We start from the raw sequence: 21,119 nt of genomic DNA on the forward strand, positions 1-21,119 counted from the left end.
CAGGGGCCGGGGGCAGTCAGCCGCCGGCCCGGATCGCCGTCTCAGCCGTCCTGGGGTGTGGGAAAGTGGGGGGTGTGACGCTCGAGGACCTCGTCCGGCTGCGCCGGGCCCGTGACCTGATGGACCGCGAGTACGCGGAACCGCTCGACGTTCCGGCACTGGCGCGCGTCGCCCTCATGTCTCCGGGGCACTTCTCGCGCAGCTTCCGCGCCGCCTTCGGGGAGACGCCCTACAGCTACCTGATGACGCGCCGGATCGAGCGGGCCAAGGCGCTGCTGCGGCGGGGCGACCTGACGGTGACGGAGGTCTGCTTCGCGGTCGGCTGTACGTCGCTGGGGTCGTTCAGCTCGCGGTTCACCGAGCTCGTCGGCGAGAGCCCGAGCGCGTACCGGGCCCGCAGTCATGACGCGGGCGCCGCCATCCCGGCCTGCTACGCCAAGATCTACACGCGGCAGGCCCGGAACGCAGGCGCGAAGCCCGACCCCCGCCGGTAGCGTGAAACGCATGGACATCAAGCTTTCACAGTGCTTCATCGCGGTCGACGACCACGACAAGGCGATCGCCTTCTACCGGGACGCCCTCGGCCTGGAGGTGCGCAACGACGTCGGGTTCGAGGGGATGCGCTGGGTGACCCTCGGCGCCCCGTCGCAGCCGGATGTGAACATCGTCCTCGAACCGCCCCTCGCCGACCCGAACGCCTCGCCCGCCGACAAGGCGGCCATGGCGGAGCTGCTCGCGAAGGGCCTGCTGCGCGGTGCGATCTTCCAGACCGACGACGTCGACGCCACCTTCGAGCGCATCCGCGCCGCGGGCGGCGAGGTGCTGCAGGAGCCGGTCGACCAGCCGTACGGCGTCCGCGACTGTGCCTTCCGCGACCCCTCCGGCAACATGCTGCGGTTCAACCAGTCCCGTTCCTGAGGTGGCGCGAACGCGGCGTTGACGGTCCGGCGGGACTGGCGGAAACTGCCCCGATGAAGATCACCTCGTTCGTCACAGGGCGTCTGCTGCTGCACCCGCTCACCGTTGCCGAGGCCGAGCGGATCGTCGCCCAGGCGCCCGCGGGGGAGGACCGGTGGGCGCCGGCGTATCCGGCCGACGGGGACGTGGCCGGGGCGCGCGGGTTCCTGGGTGTGTGGGCCGCGCACGGGGATCCGGGGGTCTTCGGGGCGTACGAGATACGGCGGCGGACGGACGGGGCCGCCGTGGGCGGGATCGGGTTCCACGGGCCGCCGGACGACGAGCGGTTCGTGACCGTCGGGTACGGGCTGATCCCGGAGGTACGCGGGCTCGGGTACGCCACCGAGGCCCTGCGGGCGCTGCTCGACCTGGCGCGCGAGCAGGGCGTCGCCGGCGCGAGGGGCGACGCCGATCTCGCGAACGTCGCCTCGCAGAGGGTGATGGAGGCGGCCGGGATGCGGTACGCGGGGGAGGACGAGCGGGTGAGGTACTACCGGGTGGAGTTCCCGCCGGTGGCCTAGGGCCTGTCCGTACTCCCCTCGGACGTCACCGTTCCGACAGCTCCGACGGCGCCTCCTGGACGATCCAGCCGTTGCCGTCCGGGTCCTCGAACGACATGAACGAGTTCCAGGTCTCGCCCTTGCCGTCCTCCCAGCCCGTCGCGCCGACGTGCCGGATCGGGGTGACGTCCACGCCCCGGTCGACGAGTTCCTTGCGCGCCGCCTCGATGTCGGTGACGCAGAGCTGGAGCCCCTGCAGGGTGCCCGGGGTCATGGACTTCGTGCCCGGCATCGACGGCATGCCGCTCTCCATCGCGATCGAGCAGCGCGAGCCGGGCGGCGTCGCCTGGATGATGCGGACGCCCGGGGCGACCTCGTCGTCGAGGTCGATCCTGAAGCCGCACTTCTCGCCGTAGAACTCCTTCGCCCGGTCGAGGTCGGTCACGGGGACGAGGACGACTTCGAGCGTCCAGTTCATGGAAGGTCTCCTCAGAAACGCCAGCGGGTCTGGCCGAACGGATCGCCCTTGGCGAAGCCGAAGACCGTGCGCGGCGCGACGGCGAACACCAGGGCCGTTCCACCGTCGCCCACGAACGCCCCGTCGCGCACCTCGAATCGCCAATCGGGTCCGTACTTCTCGACGTAGGCGTCCGCCAGCGCCCGCAGCCGCGCCTCGTCCGTCACCTGGGCGGCCGTCCCCTCGACCACCAGGTCGAAGCCCTCGCCGAGCGAGGCCGTCCCGGTGGTGAGGACCACCTCCTGGTTCTCCACGAGGTTGCGCGCCTTGCGCTCGTCGGGGCCGGTGCAGAAGTGCAGCGCGTCCTCCGACCACACCGCGATCAGCGGTGTGACGTGCGGGCGGCCTTCCGGGCGGACCGTGGTCAGCCAGTAGACCTCGGCGTCGGCGAGCCGGGCGGCGGCCTCGGACCACTCGGCGGGGTGGGCTTTCGGGTCGCTGAAGCGGGGGTCCAGAGTGGTCTCCGGGGCCATGATCTCCTCCTGGGCAGATCGCTTTCCTTCGAGGCGGAACGCTTTCCTCTAAGGAAGACCGTGCCTCGGCCCGGGACTCATCGCACCGCGGGCGTCCAGTGCAGCTTTCCGTCCAGACCCATCGCCGCCACGCCGTCCACGACCCCGCCGGGAGCGCCGGAGAACAGGAACTTCTCCAGCGACCAGAGCGGCCGGGTGCCCGCGCTCGCCGCCGGGGCCGTCGCCAGGACGCCCGTACGGGAGCGGACCGCCAGCAGCCCGTTGCCGCCGCCCACCGGGCCGAAGCCGGCGATCCCGCCGATCAGCTCGGTCACGGGCGGGGCGAGGGTGGAGCCGGTCAGGTCGGCCGTGCGCAGATTGCCCGAGGCCGGCTTGCGGAACCAGAGCCGTATGCCCTGCCCGTTCGGGACGGGGCTCGCGCTCAGGGCCAGCGTCGTCGCCGGCAGCCCGGTCGGCTGCGGGCCCGACAGCGGACCGCCGGGTCGCTGCTGCGTCCAGGTGAGGACGGTCTTGGTGGTGCCGGCGAACGCGTGGATCCGGCCGGTGGCGTCCGTGGTGGCGACCGGGTCGCCGTGCAGGTTCCAACCCCCCAGCGGGCGCCAGGGGCCCCAGCCGCCGTCGGCGCCCTGCTCGCGTGCGGTCAGCCGGTGCCGGCTGTCGCGCAGCAGCACCGTCGCCCGGCCGGTCCCGTCCACGGCCACGGCGGGGGCGCTGATGTCGGAGGTGCCCCGGGCGTCGTTCTTCTCCGGCGTGCCGAGCGACCGCCACGGTCCGAACGCGCCGCCGGGCGCGGACTGTTCGGTCGTCACGACCTCGCGGCCGTACGGCTCCCCGGAGCCGCCGAGCGTCGTACGGGTGCCGAACACGGCGATCCGGCCGTCCCGGTGCTGTACGGAGGTCACCCCGCTGTCCAGGCCGTCGCCCGGGAGCAGGACCGGACCCTGCCAGTCGCCTGCCGTGCCCGCGGGCTTCCGCCACACCGCGAGGCGCCCGTCGAGCACCGAGAAGGCGTGCAGGCCCCCGGCGGTGTCGCGCTGCACCCAGGAGGTGGAGGTCCCGCGGGCGTAGCGGATGGTCTCGGTCCAGCCCCACCCGCCGGGGCGGCCGGCCACCTTGAGGTCGCCGCAGCCTGCCGGGTCGGCGCAGTCGTTGACCTCGTCGACCCACGCGTACGTCTTCAGGGTGTGCAGCTTGGCGCCGGCGGCCTCGGGGTCGAGGGTGTGCGGCAGCGTGCCGACGGGGTAGCCGAGGTAGTTCTGGACGCCGAAGTGCGGACGGCCGGTGGTGGCTCCGTACCGGGCGAGGGCGGCCTGGGCGAACCGGGCGCCGTACAGGTGGTCCTGGTGGTCGTCGAGGGCGCCGGTCTTCGCGCTCCGGCCGGGCGTCGGGTCCTGCATCCGGACGAAGGTCGGCCGGAACCGGGTGAGCAGTCCGGTGAGGGTGTCGATCACCTGCTCCCTCGTGTACGAGAAGTCGGTGTCGACGGGCGTGCCGGCGGCGCGCTGGGACTCGAGCGTCTCGACGCGGCCGTTCCACAGTCCGTTCAGACTGTGCGGGCGGTCGCCGCTGATGGAGCCGGCCTCGCGCAGCTGCAGCCAGACCAGGCTGATCTGCGGCTTGGCGCGCAGGACGTCCAGCTCGGCGTGGCCGCCGCCGGCCGTGGGGATGGCGACGCGGTCCCAGGGGCTGGTGCGGCTGCCGGTGGCCATCTCGGCGTACGCGGCGCGTATGCCGTTCTGCCGCGCCTCGGCGAACCCCGCCTTGTCGGGCTTGGGGCGATGCGGGGCGCGCGAGCGGGCGTTGACGCCGTCCGACTCGCCGGACGTCATGTACACGGAGGTCAGGGCGGCGCCCGAGCGTATGGACTGGGCCGTGTCCGGGTTCATGAAGTACAGGTCGTCGTCCGGGTGGGCCACCATCTGCACCACGGCGACGTCGGGCGTACGGACCGGCTTCGTCGCGAGGCCGGGGGTCACCGCCCGACCCGGCGCACGGTCGCCCCCCTTCGGCGCCTCGGCCGTCGGGGCTCCGGAGACGGTGCCGGAGGAGAGGTAGAGCACCCCCGCGAGGGAGCCGCCGAGGAGCGCCACCGTCGTCAGGGCGGAGACGAGCCGGACGCGGCGGGGCGGAAGGGCGGGGCGACGAGGACGGACAGGCATCGACGGGTGCGCTTTCGGAGGACGATCAGGGCCGGGGCATGACTTCGGCCAGGAAGAGGGACTTTCAAGGAGTACGGTTCATCGGCAGCGAATAGAGAGGAATGTGCGGGACGTCACGTGTGATCCTCTGCGAAACGAAGGTGCAGAGCGGGGTGTTATGTCCCATTCCGCGGTTTGTGTCCCTCGGAGCGCCCGCGCCACCCGCTCCGGATAGGCTCGATTGCGGACCTTGGACGGGTGCACGCGTGGGACGGGTGGAGGGAGCGGCGGAATGACGGTGCCGGGGCGCAGAGGCAGTACGTTCACCCGGCTGCTGCGGCACGGGTTCACCGATCCGTCCGGCGCCGAGCGGCTGCTCGACCTCCCCGAGCTGTCCGCGCTGCGCGACGACTCCGTGCTCCTCGACGCGCTCGGCGCGACCGCCGACCCCGACCTCGCCCTGCGCGGCCTGGTCCGGCTCGTCGAGGCCCAGCCCGACGAGGAGCGCCAGACGCTCACCGCCACGCTGCTCTCCGCCAAGCCCTTCCGGGACCGGCTCCTCGGTGTGCTCGGCGCATCCGAGGCGCTCGCCGACCACCTGGCCCGGCACCCGAGGGACTGGCAGGCCCTGGTCACCTACGAGGCCGCCGACCTGAACCCCGGGATCGCCGAGTTCGAACAAGGCCTCGCCGACGCCACCGACCCGGTCTCCCTGCGGGTCTCCTACCGGCGCTGCCTCCTCGCCATCGCCGCCCGAGACGTCTGCGGTACCGCCGACGTCGCCCAGACCGCCGCCGAGCTGGCCGACCTCGCCACCGCGACACTGCGCGCCGCCCTCGCCATCGCCCGCACCGCGGCCCCCGCCGACGCGGCCCACTGCCGGCTCGCCGTCATCGCCATGGGCAAGTGCGGCGGCCACGAGCTGAACTACGTCTCCGACGTGGACGTGATCTTCGTCGGCGAGCCCGTGGAGGGCGCCGACGAGGGCAAGGCGATGCAGGCCGCGACCCGGCTCGCCTCCCACCTCATGCGGATCTGCTCCGAGACGACCGTCGAGGGCACCATCTGGCCCGTCGACGCCAACCTCCGCCCCGAGGGCCGCAACGGCCCGCTGGTGCGCACCCTCACCTCCCACCTCGCCTACTACCAGCGCTGGGCCAAGACCTGGGAGTTCCAGGCCCTGCTGAAAGCGCGGGCGGTGGCGGGTGATCCGGAGCTCGGCGCCGAGTACATCGACGCCGTCTCCCCGCTGGTCTGGCAGGCCGCCGAGCGCGAGAACTTCGTCCCCGACGTGCAGAAGATGCGCCGCCGGGTCGTCGACAACATCCCGGCCGCCCAGGTCGAGCGCGAGCTGAAGCTCGGCCCCGGCGGTCTCAGGGACGTCGAGTTCGCCGTCCAGCTCCTCCAGTTGGTGCACGGCCGCGGTGACGCCACGCTGCACAGCGGCACCACCCTCGCCGCCCTGAAGGCGCTCGCGGCCGGGGGCTACGTCGGCCGCGCCGACGCGGCCCAGCTGGACGAGGCGTACCGCTTCCTGCGCGCGATGGAGCACCGCATCCAGCTCTACCGGCTGCGCCGCACCCATCTCGTTCCCGAGGGCGAGAGCGACCTGCGCCGCCTCGGCCGCTCGCTCGGCCTGCGCACCGACCCGGTCACCGAGCTGAACAAGGAGTGGAAGCGGCACGCCGCGGTCGTCCGCCGGCTGCACGAGAAGCTCTTCTACCGGCCGCTGCTCGACGCCGTCGCCCAGCTCACCCCCGGCGAGACCCGGCTCAGCCCGAAGGCCGCCGGCCAGCGGCTCGAAGCGCTCGGGTACGCCGATCCGGTCGCCGCCCTGCGCCATCTGGAGGCGCTCGCCTCCGGGGTCACCCGCAAGGCCGCGATCCAGCGGACGCTGCTGCCGGTCCTGCTCGGCTGGTTCGCGGACTCCGCCGACCCCGACGCCGGGCTCCTGGGCTTCCGCAAGGTCTCCGACGCGCTCGGCAAGACCCCCTGGTACCTGCGGCTGCTGCGCGACGAGGGCGCCGCGGCCGAGAACCTCGCCCGGGTGCTCTCCGCCGGGCGGCTCGCCCCCGACCTGCTGCTGCGCGCCCCGGAGGCGGTGGCGATCCTCGGAGATCCGGAGGGGTTGAAGCCGCGCGGGCGCGACCATCTGGAGCAGGAGATCCTCGCGGCGGTCGGCCGCGCCGACGGCGCCGAGCAGGCGGTCGCGGCGGCCCGAGGCGTACGGCGCCGGGAACTCTTCCGTACCGCCGCGGCCGATCTCATCGGCTCGTACGGTACGGAGGACAACCCCCGGGAAGGAGATCCGGGCGCGCTGGTCGACCAGGTCGGCCAGGCCCTCACCGGCCTCAACGCGGCGACGATCGCGGGCGCGCTGCGCGCCGCCGTGCGCGAGGGGTGGGGCGACACGCTGCCGACGCGGTTCGCGGTCATCGGCATGGGCCGCTTCGGCGGGCACGAACTCGGCTACGGCTCCGACGCCGACGTCCTGTTCGTGCACGAGCCGCGCGAGGGCGTCGACGAGCAGGAGGCCGCCCGGGCCGCGAACCAGGTCGTCACCGAGATGCGCAGGCTCCTCCAAGTCCCCACGGCGGACCCGCCGTTGCTCATCGACGCGGACCTGCGCCCGGAGGGCAAGAGCGGCCCGATGGTCCGTACGCTGAAGTCGTACGAGGCCTACTACCGGCGCTGGGCCCTGGTCTGGGAGAGCCAGGCGCTGCTGCGCGCCACGCCCATGGCGGGCGACCCGGAGCTGGGGCGGCGCTTCCTCGACCTGATCGACCCGCTGCGTTACCCGGCCGAGGGGCTCGGCGAGGACGCGGTCCGCGAGATACGGCGTCTCAAGGCGCGGATGGAGACCGAGCGGCTGCCGCGCGGCGCGGACCCGACGCTCCACACCAAGCTCGGGCGGGGCGGGCTGAGCGACGTCGAGTGGACCGTCCAGCTGTTCCAGATGCGGCACGGCTGGGCCGAGCCGGGCCTGCGCACCACCCGTACCCGGGAGGCCCTGGCCGCCGCCCACGCGGCGGGGCTCATCCCCACGGACGAGGCCCAGATCCTGGACGAGGCATGGGTCCTGGCGACGCGCGTCCGTAACGCGGTGATGCTGGTGCGCGGTCGCCCCGGGGACACCTTCCCCTCGGACGGCCGCGAACTGGGGGCGGTCGGGCGGTACTTGGGGTACGGCCCGGGGCACGTCGGCGAGATGGTGGACGACTACCGGCGCATCACGCGCCGGGCCAGGGCGGTCGTCGAGGAGCTGTTCTACGGGGCGTAGGCGAAGGCCTTCGTCCGCGCCGCGCCGCCGTCAGGCGTCCGTGTTCGCCAGGAGCGCCCGGCAGTGGGTCAGGAACGCCGCCAGGGCCAGCTCGAAGGCGGCGTCCGCCCGGGCCGGGCCCACGGCCGCCAGGGCCCGGGCCAGGCGGGGGGTCGTGGTCTCGTCGGGGAGCTCCCACATGGTGTCCGGCGCCGCGAGGTCCAGCGCCGAGCCGAGGACCAGGTTCTCCAGCGCGACGATCACCGTCATGACGTCGGCGTTGTCGAAGCCGACGGCGAGCAGCCGGGCCACCGCCCGCTCGTACTGGGCGAGCACCTTCGGGGCCCGGACCGGTGAGGTCATCAGCATCGGAATCGCCCGGGGGTGGGCGGCGAAGGCCGAGCGGTAGGAACGCGCCCAGGCCTCCATCGCCGTGTCCCAGGGCTCCAGGTCCAGCGTGTCGCCGTCGATCGCGTCGCAGACCCGCTCGCGGAGCAGCTCCACGATCCCGTCGCGGCCGTCCACATGGTGGTACACCGACGCGGTCTGCACCCCGAGCCCTCTGGCGATCTGCGGGACGCTGAACTCGCCTCGCTCGTCGACGAGTTCGAGCGCCGCCGTGGTGATTCGCTCCCGGTCGAGAAGCGGCTTGCGCGGCCGGCCCATGAACGATTTCCCCCTGGTCAGGTCTTCCCGAATCTCTGGACGCGAGGCTACATTGCGCGAAACCGAAAGCCTTTAGGTTTCCTGCCGCGGAAGGGCTTCCCCACCCATGTCCTCACCCACCTCCGACGCTCCCAAGGGGCTGAGAACCGGCACGCTCTCCACCGCCGACATCTCCTTCTTCGTCGTCTCCGCCGCCGCCCCGCTCACCGTCATGGCCGGCGTCGCCCCGATCGCCGTCGTCCTCGGCGGCATCGGCGCCCCCGCCGGCTATCTCCTGGCCGGCATCACCCTGGCGGTCTTCGCCGTCGGATTCACCACCATGAGCCGCCACGTCAAGAGCGGCGGAGCCTTCTACGCCTACATCACCCGCGGCCTCGGCAAGCCCGTCGGCATCGCCGCCGCCCTGCTCGCCATGCTCGGCTACAACGGCATGGAGATCGGCGTCTACGGCCTGCTCGGCACCGCCACCGCCGACACCGCCCAGGCCCTGTGGGGCATCCACATCCCCTGGCTCCCCGTCTCCCTCGCCGGGCTCCTGCTCATCTGGTACGGCGGATTCCGCTCCATCGACTTCGGCGCCAAGGTCCTCGGCGTCCTGCTCGTCGCCGAAACCGGCATCCTCGTCCTGCTCGCCGGCGGCGTGCTCCTCGACGGCGGCGCCGACGGGCTCTCCCTGGCCTCGTTCACGCCCGGCAACGTCCTCGTCCCGGGCACTGCCGCCGTCCTGGCCTTCGCCTTCGCCGCCTTCACCGGCTTCGAGTCGACCGTCATCTACCGGCGCGAGGCCCGCGACCCGAACCGCACGGTCCCCCGCGCCACCTACATCGCCGTCACCTTCCTCGGCCTCTTCTACGCCTTCGTCGTCTGGACCGTGATCCAGGCCTTCGGCCAGGACAAGGTCGTCCAGGCCGCCACGGACGACCCGGGCGGGCTCTTCTTCGCCGCCATCACCACCTATGTGGGCGCCTGGGCCGCGGACCTGATGCACATCCTGATCGTCACCAGCGTCCTCGCCTCGCTCCTCGCCTTCCACAACGCCATCAACCGTTACGGCCTGGCGCTCGCCGAGGAGGGCGTCCTGCCCGCCGCCTTCGCCCGCGTCCACCCCCGCCACCGCTCCCCGTACGTCTCCGGCATCCTCCAGACCGCTCTCGGCGCTGCCGTCGTCCTCGGCTTCGCGGCCGCGGGAGCCGACCCGTACCAGCAGCTCCTGCTCTGGGTGAACACCCCCGGCATGATCGGCCTGATGGTCCTCCAGCTGCTCGCCGCGCTCGCCGTGCCGCTGTTCTTTCGCCGCATCAGCCACGACGAGGGCGTGCTGCGCACGGTGGTGGCCCCCGTCGCCGCCTTCGTCCTGCTCGCCGGGGCGATCGGGCTCGTCGTCACCCACGTCGACCTCTTCACCGGCGCTTCCGCCACCGTCAACACCCTCCTCGTCGCCCTCGTCCCCGCCGTCTTCGTCCTCGGGCTCCTCCTCGCGTACCGGCTGCGCCGCACGCGCCCCGAGGTCTACGCGAACTTCGCCGCCGAACCCGCACCCACCCCTGGAGAAGAGCCGTCGTGCCCGCACCCGACCTCGTCCTCGTCAACGCCCGTGTCCGCGACCCGGAGCTCAGCGGCGCCACTGCCGTCGCCGTCCGCGACGGACTGATCACCGCCGTCGGCGACGACACCGACGCCCGCGCCTGGCGCGGCCCCGGCACCGAGACGATCGACCTCGAAGGCGCCACGCTCACGCCCGGCCTCACCGACGCCCACAGCCACCCCGTCTGGGGCCTGGAGATGTTCACGGGCACCGACCTCTCCGCCGTACGCGACCTCGACGAGCTGCGCGCGGTCCTCGCCACGGCCGAGCGCCGCGACGGCTGGATCGTCGGCTTCGCCCTCGACCACAACGTCTTCGGCGGCCGGCCGATCCACCGCGAGCTCATCGAGGACGTCCTCGGCGGCGCCCCCGCCTTCCTGCGGCTCTACGACGGCCACTCCGCCCTCGCCGGCGAGGCGGCCCTGAAGGCGGCCGGCATCGACGGGCCCCGCGCCTTCGCGCAGCGCTCCGAGATCGTCTGCGACGGCGAGGGGCGGCCCACCGGCCATCTGATCGAGCACGCCGCGATGGACCTCATGACCCCTGTCCTGCCCGCCCAGCCTTACGCCGAGCGGCGCGACCGGCTCGTCGAGCTGCTGACCTCCATGGCCGCCACCGGACTGACCGGCGCCCACGTCATGGACCTGGGCGGCCATGACGTACCCGGGCTGCTCACCGCCCTGGAGGCCGACGGCCACCTGCCGCTGCGCCTCCGGCTCGCCCCCTGGTGCATGCCCGGCGCGACCGAGGAGGAGCTGGCGGAGCTGGTACGGCTCCAGGAGCGGTCCGGGCGCCTGTGGCAGGTCGGCGGCGTGAAGTTCTTCATGGACGGCACCGTCGAGGGCGGTACCGCCTGGCTGGAGCACGCCGACTGCCACGGCCAGGGCACCGACGCCTTCTGGCCCGACCCGGCCTCGTACTCCGCCGCCGTACGCCACTTCCACGAGGCGGGCGTCGGCACCGCTACGCACGCCATCGGCGACGCGGCCGTCCGGCACGTCCTCGACACCGTGGAGGCACTGGGTGCCGGGGGCCCGCGGCATCGGATCGAGCACATCGAGACCGTCCCGGACGGCCAGCTCGGCCGGTTCGCCGCACTCGGCGTCGTCGCCTCGATGCAGCCCCCGCACACCGCGTACACCCGCGCCGACCACACCGACGAGTGGTCCAAGCGGCTCGGCGACGAGCGGGCGGACCGCGCCTGGCGCTGCCGGGACCTGCGGGACGCGGGCGCGTACCTCGCGCTCGGCTCGGACTGGCCCATCGCCCACCACGACGCCCGTCAGGTCCTGGCCACCGCCCAGGCCCCGCGCGGCGCCGCCTCCGCGCACCACGGCCTGACCGGTCTGATGGCGCTGGAGGGCCTGACCACGCACGCGGCGGTCGCGGCGGGGGAGGAGAGGATCGCGGGACGCATCGCCCCGGGCCACCGGGCGGATCTGACCGCGTTCACGGTCGACCCGGTGACGGCACCCGCCGACGAGACCGCCGAGGCGCCGATCCGGCTCACCGTGACGGGGGGCCGCGTCGTGCACCGGGGCTGAGCGGCGCCCCGATCGGAAGCGGGCGCCCCGACCGGTGGAAGGCCGGTGGCCGGCCTATCGGGTCAGGCGTTCCTTCTCGGGCTCGTCGGCCCGCTCCTGCTCGCGGTCCGCCTCCGACGCCGGGGGCGGGCCGCCCCGTGCCACCGGTGCGGGCGTTTCCACCAGCTTGGGCAGGCGCTGCGGCAGCGAGCCGTACCAGACGTAGGAGACGGCGAAGCCGAAGGCCAGACAGATCATGCCGCCGACCGCGTCCAGCCAGAAGTGGTTGGCGGTGGCCACGATCACGACCAGCGTCGCGGCCGGGTAGAGCAGGCCGAGGATGCGCGCCCAAGGCGCCGAGGCCAGCGCGAAGATGGTCAGACCGCACCACAGCGACCAGCCGATGTGCATCGACGGCATCGCCGCGTACTGGTTCGACATGTGCTTGAGGTTGCCCGAGGCCATCGAGCCCCAGGTGTGGTGCACCAGGACCGTGTCGATGAAGGACTGGCCGTTCATCAGCCGGGGCGGCGCGAGCGGATACAGGTAGTAACCGACCAGGGCCACACCGGTGGTGGCGAAGATGACCGTGCGGGACGCGGCGTAACGGCCCGGGTGCCATCGGTACAGCCACACCAGCACACCGATCGTCACGACGAAGTGCAGGGTGGCGTAGTAATAGTTCATCGACACGATCAGCCATGTCACCGAGTTCACGGCATGGTTGACGGTCTGCTCGAAGGCGAGCCCGAGGGACTTCTCGACGTCCCAGATCCAGTCGGCGTTCTGCAGCGCCTGGGCCTTCTGCTCCGGTACCGCGTTGCGGATGAGCGAGTACGTCCAGTAGCTCACGCCGATGAGCAGGATCTCGAACCAGATCCTGGGTCGTCGTGGCGTGCGCAGGCGCGCCCGCATTCCGCCACCGTCCGGCATGGGTGACGGGCTGGCCGCCGTCCGGCCTTCCAAACTCTTCACGGTCGCTTCACCCATAGGAGGAGAGTCTGCCAGATCCATTCCCCTCGTCCGATCATCCCTCCGACGGGTTCGGGGCGCACATGCTCCGCCCCAGGGCGGAGGAACCTTCGGAGGACCTTCAGGGATTTCCCTGACTCGGGGCGGAAGCGGTTGAACCGCGAACGACCAGCTCAGGCATGAAGACGAACTCGCTGTGCGGCGCCGGGGTGCCCCCGACCTCCTCGAGGAGAGCCCGGACCGCGGCCTGCCCCATCGCCTGCACGGGCTGGCGGATCGTGGTCAGCGGCGGATCGGTGAACGCTATGAGGGGCGAGTCGTCGAAGCCGACGACGGAGACGTCCTTGGGGACCTGGAGCCCCTGCTGGCGGGCGGCCCGGATGGCACCGAGTGCCATCATGTCGCTCGCGCACACGACGGCCGTGCAGCCGGCGGAGATCAGGGCCCCGGCGGCGGCCTGCCCGCCCTCCAGGGTGTACAGCGAGTGCTGGATCAGCTCCTCGGACTCCTCGGGGGAGAGCCCGAGCCGCTCCTGCATCCCGCGCTGGAACCCCTCGATCTTGCGCAGCACGGGCACGAACCGCTTCGGCCCCACCGCGAGCCCGATCCGGGTGTGCCCGAGCGCGGCCAGATGCGTCACGGCCAGCTGCATCGCGGCCCGGTCGTCGGGCGAGACGAAGGGGGCCTGCACCTTGGGGGAGAAACCGTTGATGAGGACGTACGGGACGCCCTTGCCGCGCAGCTGGTCGTAGCGCGTCATGTCGGCGGTGGTGTCGGCGTGGAGCCCCGAGACGAAGATGATCCCGGAGACGCCCCGCTCGACGAGCATGTCGGTGAGCTCGTCCTCGGTGGACCCGCCGGGGGTCTGCGTGGCGAGGACGGGGGTGTAGCCCTGGCGTGTCAGGGCCTGCCCGATGACCTGCGCGAGCGCGGGGAAGATCGGGTTGTCCAGTTCGGGGGTTATCAGCCCGACGAGCCCGGCGCTGCGCTGACGCAGCCGTACGGGCCGCTCGTATCCGAGGACGTCGAGTGCGGCAAGCACGGACTCACGGGTGGCCGCGGCCACACCGGGCTTGCCGTTGAGCACGCGGCTGACTGTGGCTTCACTGACCCCCGCCTGGGCTGCGATGTCGGCAAGCCGCGCGGTCATGGGATTGGACTGTACCGGTCGCACGTCAGATTGCCCACCAAACGCAGGAGTCGGCGGGAACCCGGACGTTGTGCGCGAGCACGGCGCCGGGGGTGAATTCCCCGGCGGGGGAGGGGAGTACGGGGGCGGAGCCCCCGATTCCCCCGTGGGCGCCCGGCACGCTGGACAGCAGGGGCCCGCCCGCGAGCGGCAGTTCCACCTCCCGTGCCGTCGTGTTCAGGGTGACCACCACATCGCCCGCGGCCGAGCGGCGGCGGAAGGCCAGGACGCCCTCCGGGACGCCGTCCAGCCACTCCACCGTGTCGCCCGCGCCGAGGGCCGGGTGCGCGCGGCGGACGTCCAGGGCGCGGCGGTAGAGCTCCAGGGTGGAGGACGGGTCGCCGCTCTGGGTCTCGACGCTCAGGGCCGACCACTCCGGGGGCTGCGGGAGCCAGGCGCCGGCCGGGCCGAAGCCGTACGAAGGGCCGCCGGCCGTCCACGGCAGCGGGACCCGGCAGCCGTCGCGCAGCCCGTCCTGCCCGTCGCCGCGCAGGAACGCCGGGTCCTGTCGGAGCCCGTCCGGGAGGTCGGCGACCTCGGGCAGGCCCAGCTCCTCGCCCTGGTAGACGTACGCCGAACCCGGCAGCGCCAGCATCAGCAGCGCCGCCGCCCGGGCCCGTTCCAGGCTTCCGTACCGCGTGGTGTGCCGCACCACGTCGTGGTTGGAGAGCACCCAGGTCGTCGGAGCCCCCACCGAGGCCGTCGCCCGCAGCGACGCGTCGACGACCGACCGCAGCGCCCCCGCGTCCCACGCGCAGTTCAGGAACTGGAAGTTGAACGCCTGGTGCAGCTCGTCGGGGCGTACGTACAGGGCGAGCCGCTCCGGTGTCGGCGCCCACGCCTCCGCCACCCCGATGCGATCGGGGCCGTACGACTCCAGGAGCCGGCGCCAGCCCCGGTGGATCTCGTGCACCCCGTCCTGGTCGAAGAACGGCAACCGCTGGATGCCGATCAGCTTCGCCTGCTGCCCCTGCCCGATGTCCGGCAGGCCCTCCGCCTTGACCATGCCGTGGGCGACGTCGATCCGGAAACCGTCCACCCCCAGGTCCAGCCAGAACCGGAGCACGGAGTCGAACTCCGCCCGTACCTCCTCGTTCGTCCAGTTCAGGTCCGGCTGCTCGGGGGCGAAGAGGTGGAGGTACCAGGACCCGTCCGCCACCCGCGTCCACGCCGGACCGCCGAACACGGACTCCCAGTCGTTGGGCGGCTGCGAGCCGTCCGCGCCCCGCCCCGGGCGGAACACGTACCGCTCCCTGCCCACCCCCGCGAGCGCCGCCTCGAACCAGGAGTGCCGCTCCGAGGTGTGGTTCGGGACGATGTCCACGATGACCTTCAGGCCCAGCTCGTGCGCCGCGCGCACCAGGTCGTCGGCGTCCGCCAGGTCCCCGAAGACCGGGTCCACCGCCCGGTAGTCCGCCACGTCGTAGCCGCCGTCCGCCTGCGGGGAGGCGTAGAACGGCGTCAGCCACACCGCGTCCGCGCCGAGACCGGCGATGTGCGGCAGCCGCTCCCGTACCCCGCGCAGGTCCCCGATCCCGTCGCCGTCGCTGTCCGCGAAGGACCGGACGTACACCTGGTAGATGACGGCGTCCCGCCACCAGCCGGTGCGGGCGGTGCTTGCGCAAGGGCTTGCAGAGTCCGACAGCGACGGTGAGGTGAGCTCATGAGCCATGTGCGGTGTCCCTCTCGCGTGTTCCGGGGGCTGGGCTTCGTACTGACAACGAGGTCAAGGCGGCCGTGAAACGGTCCTGCAAGAGATGATGCAAAGGCTTGCAGGCCCGGCGGGCAGCCGCAAGAGGGCCTGAGGGAGGCCCGAGGTCCGCTGTCAAGCGACTCGTCGGCAACCTTCAGGACACGCCGATGTAACGATCGCCGCGCCTTGCAGAAAGTTCTCGCAAGGTCTTTCGGCTCGTTTTCATCCCTGTTACGTTCCTGGCAACCCGGCGCGCCGCGAGGGAGCGGTCGCATGAGGCAGGTTCCAGCCCCTCGTCACCCCGGGATCAGTTGAAGGAGTTCACATGCGGCGTGGCATAGCGGCCACCGCGCTGGTCGCGGCCCTGGGCGTGACCCTGGCGGCGTGCGGAAGCGATGACGGTTCGAACGGCGGCGGCTCGAAGAGCTCCGGCGAGCTCTCCGGCACCGTGACCTGGTGGGACACCTCGAGCGTCGGCAGCGAGGACAAGGTCTTCAAGAAGCTGGCCGAGGGCTTCACCAAGAAGCACCCGAAGGTCACCGTCAAGTACGTGAACGTGCCGTTCGGCGAGGCGCAGAACAAGTTCAAGAACGCCGCCCAGTCCGGCTCGGGCGCCCCCGACGTGATCCGCTCCGAGGTCGCCTGGACCCCGGACTTCGCGAACCTCGGCTACCTCGCGCCGCTCGACGGCACCGCCGCCCTGAAGAACCAGGACGACTTCCTCAAGCAGGCCGCCGCCTCCACCAAGTACGACGGCAAGACGTACGGCGTGCCGCAGGTCATCGACTCCATGGGCATCTTCTACAACAAGAAGATCTTCAAGGAGGCCGGTGTCGAGGCCCCGAAGAGCATCGACGAGCTCAAGTCCGTCGCCGCCAAGATCAAGGAGAAGACCGGCAAGACCGGTCTCTACCTGCGCGGCGACGACGCCTACTGGTTCCTCTCCTTCCTGTACGGCGAGGGCGGCGACCTGGTCAACGCCGAGAACAAGACGATCACCGTCGACAACGCCGCCGGTGTGAAGGCCTTCAAGACGGTCAAGGACCTGGTCGACTCGAAGGCGGCGATCACCGACGCCACCAACGGCTGGGACAACATGCAGGCCGCCTTCAAGGACGGCAAGGTCGCGATGATGATCAACGGCCCGTGGGCCGTCGCCGACACCGTCGCGGGCAAGGAGTTCACCGACAAGGCCAACCTGGGCATCGCCCCGATCCCGGCCGGCTCGGGCGGCCAGGGCGCCCCGCAGGGCGGCCACAACCTCGCCGTCTACGCGGGCTCCAAGAACCTGGACGCCTCGTACGCCTTCGTCGAGTACATGACCTCCGCCGAGGCGCAGGCCACCACGGCCAAGGAGCTGAGCCTGCTCCCGACCCGCGAGTCCGTCTACATCCAGCCGGACGTCGCGAGCAACGAGATGATCTCCTTCTTCAAGCCGGTCGTCGAGAAGGCCGTCGAGCGCCCCTGGATCCCCGAGGGCGGCAGCCTCTTCGCCCCGCTGCAGACCGAGTACACCAAGGTCCTCACCGGCCAGTCCACCCCGGAGCAGGGCGCCAAGACGACGGGCGACGCCTACCGCAAGCTCCTGAAGGACTGGAAGTAACAAGGAAGCGCGAAGGAAGGCAGGCCGGCTGATGGCGCTGGACACCAGCAGCCAGTCGGCGGTGAAGGCCGCGGGCGACGACGCCCGCGGCCGGCACCGTGGTACTGGCACCCCGGGGAGCAAGACCCGCCGCTCCCTCTCCACCCACTGGTACGCCTGGGCGATGGTCGCCCCGGTGACCATCGTGATCGCCGTGATCATCGGTTATCCGCTGGGACGGGGGATCTATCTCTCCCTCACCGACGCCAACGAGCGCAATGTCGCGCGCAGCATCGGCGTCAACCACATACCCGCGACCTACGAGTTCGTGGGCCTCGACAACTACGTCGAGGCGATCACCGGCAGCCAGTTCCTCGCCACCCTCGGCTGGACGCTGATGTGGACGGTGTCCTGCGTCTCCGTCACCTTCGCGCTCGGCCTCGCCCTCGCCAACATCCTGAACCGGAAGATCGCGGGCCGCTCCGTCTACCGGATGCTGCTGATCCTGCCCTGGGCGGTCCCCGGCTTCGTCTCCGTCTTCGCCTGGCGCTTCCTCTACGACGAGCGCCGCGGCATGCTCAACCAGATCCTCACGGGCGGCGGCATCGACGGCATCCCGTGGCTCAACGACCCCACCTGGGCCAAGTTCTCGGTCATCGCCGTCAACGTCTGGCTCGGCGTCCCCTTCATGATGGTCGCCCTCCTCGGCGGACTGCAGTCCATCCCCGGTGAGCTCTACGAGGCCGCAGAGATGGACGGTGCGAACGCCTGGCAGCGCTTCCGGCACATCACCCTGCCCGGGCTGCGGTCCGTGTCCACCACGGTGATCCTGCTGAGCACCATCTGGACCTTCAACATGTTCCCGGTGATCTTCCTGCTCACCCGGGGCGGGCCCGGCGAGGCCACCCAGATCCTCGTCACCCAGGCGTACAAGTTCTCCTTCGAGATCAGCCCGCGCGACTTCGCCCAGTCGTCCACCTGGGGCGTCCTGATCCTGATCCTCCTGATGGTCTTCGCCGCGGTCTACCGGCGAGTCCTCCGCAAGCAGGGAGAAGTCTGGTGACCACCACGACCCCCCAGGCCAACGCCCCGCTCCGCGGCCGCCGTTCGCCGCTCGCCTCGATCGGGCTGCACGCCACCCTGATCGTCGCCTCCGTGATCGCCGTCTTCCCGGTGCTGTGGGTTCTGCTCACCTCGCTGAAGCCGGCGAAGTACGCGACCACGACCGACTTCTTCAAGGAGACGACGCTCGCGAACTACACGGACCTGCTGGAGAACACCGAGTTCCTCACCTGGTTCGGCAATTCGCTGCTCATCGCGGGCCTCACCACGCTCCTCGGCGTCTTCATCGCCTCCACCACCGGCTACGCCGTCAGCCGCTTCCGCTTCCCCGGCAAGCGCGGACTGATGTGGACGCTGCTGATCACCCAGATGTTCCCGGTCGCCGTCCTGATCGTGCCGATCTACAACATCATGTCGTCCCTCGGCCTGCTGAACAGGGCGGCCGGTCTGGTCATCACGTACCTGACCATCGCCGTCCCCTTCTGCGCCTGGATGATGAAGGGCTTCTTCGACACCATCCCGCGCGAGATCGACGAGTCGGGCCAGGTCGACGGCCTCAACCCGTTCGGCACCTTCTGGCGGCTGATCCTGCCGCTCGCCAAGCCCGGCCTCGCGGTGACCGCGTTCTACTCCTTCATCACCGCCTGGGGCGAGGTCGCCTACGCGTCCGCCTTCATGGTCGGCGACGAGAACCTCACCCTGGCCGGCGGTCTGCAGAAGTTCGTCAACCAGTACGGCGCCCAGTGGGGTCCGATGTCCGCGGCCTCCGTCCTCATCGCCATCCCGGCCGCGCTGGTGTTCCTCGTCGCCCAGCGGCACCTGGTGACCGGCATGTCCGCCGGCGCCGTCAAGGGTTAGCCGGCGCGGGCCGAGCCCTGAGCACCCCCCTTCTACGTACCTCCTTACCTCCCAAGGAAGACATGACCCAGCACCTCGCTGCCCCCGCCGCCGCCCCGACCACCGGCACGCACACGGGCTGGTGGAGAGACGCGGTGATCTACCAGGTCTATCCGCGCAGCTTCGCCGACGGAAACGGCGACGGCATGGGCGACCTGGAGGGCATCCGCGGCCGGCTGCCGTACCTGAAGGAACTCGGCGTCGACGCCGTCTGGCTCAGCCCGTTCTACGCCTCCCCGCAGGCCGACGCCGGTTACGACGTCGCCGACTACCGGGCCATCGACCCGATGTTCGGCAGCCTCCTCGACGCCGACGCGCTCATCCGCGAGGCGCACGAGCTGGACCTGCGGATCATCGTCGACCTGGTGCCCAACCACTCCTCCGACCAGCACGAGTGGTTCCAGCGCGCACTGCGCGAGGGCCCCGGCTCCCCGCTGCGCGAGCGCTACCACTTCCGCCCCGGCAAGGGCGAGGACGGCGAACTGCCGCCCAACGACTGGGAGTCCATCTTCGGCGGACCGGCCTGGACCCGGGTGGCCGTGCCGGAAGGCAATGGGGGCACCTCCCAGCCGGAGGCTGGGGGAGAGTGGTACCTGCACCTCTTCGCGCCCGAGCAGCCCGACTTCAACTGGGAACACCCCGCCGTACGCGACGAGTTCCGCTCCATCCTGCGCTTCTGGCTGGACATGGGCGTCGACGGTTTCCGCGTCGACGTCGCCCACGGACTGGTGAAGGCCGAGGGGCTGCCGGACATCGGCGCGCACGACCAGCTCAAGCTGCTCGGCAACGACGTCATGCCCTTCTTCGACCAGGACGGCGTCCACGAGATATACCGCTCCTGGCGCCAGGTCCTCTCCGAGTACGACGGGGAGCGCGTCCTCGTCGCCGAGGCATGGACCCCGACCGTCGAGCGCACCGCGCACTACGTGCGCCCCGACGAGATGCACCAGGCCTTCAACTTCCAGTACCTGGGCACCCACTGGGACGCCGAGGAGCTGCGCCGGGTGATCGACGCCTCGCTCGCCGCGATGCGCCCGGTCGGCGCGCCCACCACCTGGGTGCTCTCCAACCACGACGTCACCCGGCACGCCACCCGCTTCGCCAACCCGGCCGGTCTCGGCACCCAGCTCCGCGAGCCGGGCGACCGCGAGCTGGGCCTGCGCCGGGCGCGGGCCGCGACGCTGCTGATGCTGGCGCTGCCCGGATCGGCGTACGTCTACCAGGGCGAGGAGCTCGGTCTGCCGGACGTCACCGACCTGCCCGACGAGGTCCGCCAGGACCCGTCGTTCTTCCGGGCCACCGGACAGGACGGCTTCCGCGACGGCTGCCGGGTGCCCATCCCGTGGACCGTCGAGGGCTCGTCGTACGGCTTCGGCAGCGGCGGCAGCTGGCTCCCGCAGCCCGCCACCTGGGGCGGGCTCAGCGTCGAGGCGCAGGCCGGGGACCCCGGCTCCACCCTGGAGCTGTACCGCAGCGCGCTCGCGGTGCGCCGCGAGCGACCCGAACTCGGTGCGGGCGAAGGCCTCGAGTGGCTGGAGGCACCCGAGGGTGTGCTCTCCTTCCGCCGTGACGGCTTCGTCTGCACCGCCAACACCACCGGCCGGGCCATCTCCGTCCCGCTGCCCGGCCGGTTCCTCCTCTCCAACGAGCCGATCTCCCACGGGGAAGGCATCGTGGAGCTGCCCGCCGACACCACCGTCTGGTGGGCGGTGTGACGATCCCCCTGCCGCGGGGGGGCGGGGGCCGCGCCCCCCCGCCCGCGGGCCGACCCGCCCCCGACCGCGGCCGCGGCGGCCCCCCCCGCCCCCGCGGCCGCCGTCGGCGAGGCCGTCGAGCACGCGGCCGCCGACGCTCTGCGCGGGGCCGCGGAGCGCGGCCGGGGCGGCGGCGGGCACGCTCTGCAACGCCTCGTGGACGTCACCCATCACGTCGCGCGGCTGCTGTGCGGCGACGTGGTGGTGCGGGCCGGGCTGCGGCTGAACGCCGAGGGGGGCGCCGTGCGGGCGCGGGACCTGCGCCGGGAATGGCGGGAGTGTGTGCACGGGCTGCTGGCCGAGGCGCTCGCCCCGGGCCATGAACGGACGGCGCCGGAACCATCTCTGACGG

At 71.9% G+C, this 21,119-nt stretch carries 17 protein-coding genes and 1 pseudogene; 11 read left to right on the top strand and 7 right to left on the bottom strand.

Annotation, left to right across the window (positions count from 1 at the left end; translation table 11 throughout):
* Positions 1-74 precede the first annotated feature (74 nt).
* The 3 genes from ACFV9D_RS37770 to ACFV9D_RS37780 are packed head-to-tail and all read left to right on the top strand — an operon-like array spanning position 75 to position 1,478.
* Positions 75-494: a helix-turn-helix domain-containing protein gene (locus ACFV9D_RS37770; RefSeq protein ID WP_385157249.1), complete on the top strand. Its 420-nt coding sequence runs from the start codon at positions 75-77 to the stop codon at positions 492-494.
* A gap of 10 nt (positions 495-504) precedes the next feature.
* A complete protein-coding gene (locus ACFV9D_RS37775; RefSeq protein ID WP_385157252.1) occupies positions 505-918 on the top strand; it encodes a VOC family protein in 414 nt (137 codons plus the stop codon).
* Positions 919-971: 53 nt separating this feature from the next.
* A complete protein-coding gene (locus ACFV9D_RS37780; RefSeq protein ID WP_385157255.1) occupies positions 972-1,478 on the top strand; it encodes a GNAT family N-acetyltransferase in 507 nt (168 codons plus the stop codon).
* Between the two features lie 25 nt (positions 1,479-1,503).
* Here the strand turns inward: ACFV9D_RS37780 and ACFV9D_RS37785 are convergent, their stop codons facing one another.
* The 3 genes from ACFV9D_RS37785 to ACFV9D_RS37795 all read right to left on the bottom strand — a co-directional run bounded on the left by ACFV9D_RS37785 (position 1,504) and on the right by ACFV9D_RS37795 (position 4,606).
* Positions 1,504-1,935, bottom strand: coding sequence for a VOC family protein (locus tag ACFV9D_RS37785; protein ID WP_385157258.1), 432 nt, complete (start codon positions 1,933-1,935; stop codon positions 1,504-1,506).
* Between the two features lie 11 nt (positions 1,936-1,946).
* Positions 1,947-2,447 (bottom strand): pyridoxamine 5'-phosphate oxidase family protein, encoded by a 501-nt coding sequence (locus ACFV9D_RS37790; RefSeq protein ID WP_385157261.1) that lies wholly within the window; start codon positions 2,445-2,447, stop codon positions 1,947-1,949.
* Between the two features lie 77 nt (positions 2,448-2,524).
* The gene (locus tag ACFV9D_RS37795; RefSeq protein WP_385157264.1) at positions 2,525-4,606 is read right to left on the bottom strand and encodes a PIG-L family deacetylase; all 2,082 of its coding nucleotides are present in this window, start codon (positions 4,604-4,606) and stop codon (positions 2,525-2,527) included.
* Positions 4,607-4,877: 271 nt separating this feature from the next.
* On the opposite strand from ACFV9D_RS37795, the gene ACFV9D_RS37800 reads away from it, so the two are divergent.
* A complete protein-coding gene (locus ACFV9D_RS37800; RefSeq protein ID WP_385157267.1) occupies positions 4,878-7,865 on the top strand; it encodes a bifunctional [glutamine synthetase] adenylyltransferase/[glutamine synthetase]-adenylyl-L-tyrosine phosphorylase in 2,988 nt (995 codons plus the stop codon).
* A gap of 30 nt (positions 7,866-7,895) precedes the next feature.
* On the opposite strand, the gene ACFV9D_RS37805 is transcribed toward ACFV9D_RS37800, so the two are convergent.
* Positions 7,896-8,510 (bottom strand): TetR/AcrR family transcriptional regulator, encoded by a 615-nt coding sequence (locus tag ACFV9D_RS37805; protein ID WP_385157269.1) that lies wholly within the window; start codon positions 8,508-8,510, stop codon positions 7,896-7,898.
* A 106-nt stretch (positions 8,511-8,616) separates the two neighbouring features.
* Between ACFV9D_RS37805 and ACFV9D_RS37810 the strand changes: the two genes are divergently transcribed.
* On the top strand, positions 8,617-10,161 hold the full coding sequence (locus ACFV9D_RS37810) for an APC family permease (RefSeq protein WP_385157272.1): 1,545 nt from the start codon (positions 8,617-8,619) through the stop codon (positions 10,159-10,161).
* Positions 10,071-11,639 carry an amidohydrolase gene (locus ACFV9D_RS37815; protein ID WP_385157274.1) on the top strand — a complete coding sequence of 523 codons (1,569 nt, stop codon included), beginning with the start codon at positions 10,071-10,073 and terminating at the stop codon, positions 11,637-11,639. The genes ACFV9D_RS37810 and ACFV9D_RS37815 overlap by 91 nt, the downstream gene beginning before the upstream one ends.
* Before the next feature lie 54 nt (positions 11,640-11,693).
* On the opposite strand, the gene ACFV9D_RS37820 is transcribed toward ACFV9D_RS37815, so the two are convergent.
* The 3 genes from ACFV9D_RS37820 to ACFV9D_RS37830 all read right to left on the bottom strand — a co-directional run bounded on the left by ACFV9D_RS37820 (position 11,694) and on the right by ACFV9D_RS37830 (position 15,451).
* A complete protein-coding gene (locus ACFV9D_RS37820) occupies positions 11,694-12,608 on the bottom strand; it encodes a phosphatase PAP2 family protein (RefSeq protein ID WP_385157277.1) in 915 nt (304 codons plus the stop codon).
* A 103-nt stretch (positions 12,609-12,711) separates the two neighbouring features.
* Positions 12,712-13,740: a LacI family DNA-binding transcriptional regulator gene (locus ACFV9D_RS37825; RefSeq protein WP_385157280.1), complete on the bottom strand. Its 1,029-nt coding sequence runs from the start codon at positions 13,738-13,740 to the stop codon at positions 12,712-12,714.
* A gap of 25 nt (positions 13,741-13,765) precedes the next feature.
* Positions 13,766-15,451: an alpha-amylase family glycosyl hydrolase gene (locus ACFV9D_RS37830; RefSeq protein ID WP_385157283.1), complete on the bottom strand. Its 1,686-nt coding sequence runs from the start codon at positions 15,449-15,451 to the stop codon at positions 13,766-13,768.
* Positions 15,452-15,797: 346 nt separating this feature from the next.
* On the opposite strand from ACFV9D_RS37830, the gene ACFV9D_RS37835 reads away from it, so the two are divergent.
* The 5 genes and pseudogenes from ACFV9D_RS37835 to ACFV9D_RS37855 form a co-directional block, all read left to right on the top strand.
* Positions 15,798-17,075, top strand: a complete 1,278-nt coding sequence (locus ACFV9D_RS37835) for an extracellular solute-binding protein (protein WP_385157286.1) — start codon at positions 15,798-15,800, stop codon at positions 17,073-17,075.
* A gap of 31 nt (positions 17,076-17,106) precedes the next feature.
* Positions 17,107-18,117 (top strand): carbohydrate ABC transporter permease, encoded by a 1,011-nt coding sequence (locus ACFV9D_RS37840; protein ID WP_385157289.1) that lies wholly within the window; start codon positions 17,107-17,109, stop codon positions 18,115-18,117.
* Complete coding sequence (locus tag ACFV9D_RS37845) at positions 18,111-18,974, top strand: sugar ABC transporter permease (RefSeq protein WP_385157295.1); 864 nt, start codon at positions 18,111-18,113, stop codon at positions 18,972-18,974. Before ACFV9D_RS37840 ends, ACFV9D_RS37845 begins: the two co-directional genes overlap by 7 nt.
* A 62-nt stretch (positions 18,975-19,036) precedes the next feature.
* Entirely contained in the window at positions 19,037-20,728 is a 1,692-nt protein-coding gene (locus tag ACFV9D_RS37850) for an alpha-amylase family glycosyl hydrolase (protein ID WP_385157292.1), read from the top strand.
* 195 nt (positions 20,729-20,923) lie between these two features.
* Positions 20,924-21,119: pseudogene (locus tag ACFV9D_RS37855) on the top strand (TetR/AcrR family transcriptional regulator); the annotation flags it as partial.

This window comes from Streptomyces sp. NPDC059875, assembly GCF_042731085.1.
GTDB lineage: Bacteria > Actinomycetota > Actinomycetes > Streptomycetales > Streptomycetaceae > Streptomyces.

What these genes read in the sequence shown, in the direction of transcription:
- ACFV9D_RS37775 (WP_385157252.1), top strand. Translation starts at nt 505, where the DNA reads ATGGACATCAAGCTTTCACAGTGCTTCATCGCGGTCGACGACCACGAC.
- ACFV9D_RS37780 (WP_385157255.1), top strand. Translation starts at nt 972, where the DNA reads ATGAAGATCACCTCGTTCGTCACAGGGCGTCTGCTGCTGCACCCGCTC.
- ACFV9D_RS37785 (WP_385157258.1), bottom strand. Translation starts at nt 1,935, where the DNA reads ATGAACTGGACGCTCGAAGTCGTCCTCGTCCCCGTGACCGACCTCGAC.
- ACFV9D_RS37790 (WP_385157261.1), bottom strand. Translation starts at nt 2,447, where the DNA reads ATGGCCCCGGAGACCACTCTGGACCCCCGCTTCAGCGACCCGAAAGCC.
- ACFV9D_RS37795 (WP_385157264.1), bottom strand. Translation starts at nt 4,606, where the DNA reads ATGCCTGTCCGTCCTCGTCGCCCCGCCCTTCCGCCCCGCCGCGTCCGG.
- ACFV9D_RS37800 (WP_385157267.1), top strand. Translation starts at nt 4,878, where the DNA reads ATGACGGTGCCGGGGCGCAGAGGCAGTACGTTCACCCGGCTGCTGCGG.
- ACFV9D_RS37805 (WP_385157269.1), bottom strand. Translation starts at nt 8,510, where the DNA reads ATGGGCCGGCCGCGCAAGCCGCTTCTCGACCGGGAGCGAATCACCACG.
- ACFV9D_RS37810 (WP_385157272.1), top strand. Translation starts at nt 8,617, where the DNA reads ATGTCCTCACCCACCTCCGACGCTCCCAAGGGGCTGAGAACCGGCACG.
- ACFV9D_RS37820 (WP_385157277.1), bottom strand. Translation starts at nt 12,608, where the DNA reads ATGGGTGAAGCGACCGTGAAGAGTTTGGAAGGCCGGACGGCGGCCAGC.
- ACFV9D_RS37825 (WP_385157280.1), bottom strand. Translation starts at nt 13,740, where the DNA reads ATGACCGCGCGGCTTGCCGACATCGCAGCCCAGGCGGGGGTCAGTGAA.
- ACFV9D_RS37830 (WP_385157283.1), bottom strand. Translation starts at nt 15,451, where the DNA reads ATGGCTCATGAGCTCACCTCACCGTCGCTGTCGGACTCTGCAAGCCCT.
- ACFV9D_RS37835 (WP_385157286.1), top strand. Translation starts at nt 15,798, where the DNA reads ATGCGGCGTGGCATAGCGGCCACCGCGCTGGTCGCGGCCCTGGGCGTG.
- ACFV9D_RS37840 (WP_385157289.1), top strand. Translation starts at nt 17,107, where the DNA reads ATGGCGCTGGACACCAGCAGCCAGTCGGCGGTGAAGGCCGCGGGCGAC.
- ACFV9D_RS37850 (WP_385157292.1), top strand. Translation starts at nt 19,037, where the DNA reads ATGACCCAGCACCTCGCTGCCCCCGCCGCCGCCCCGACCACCGGCACG.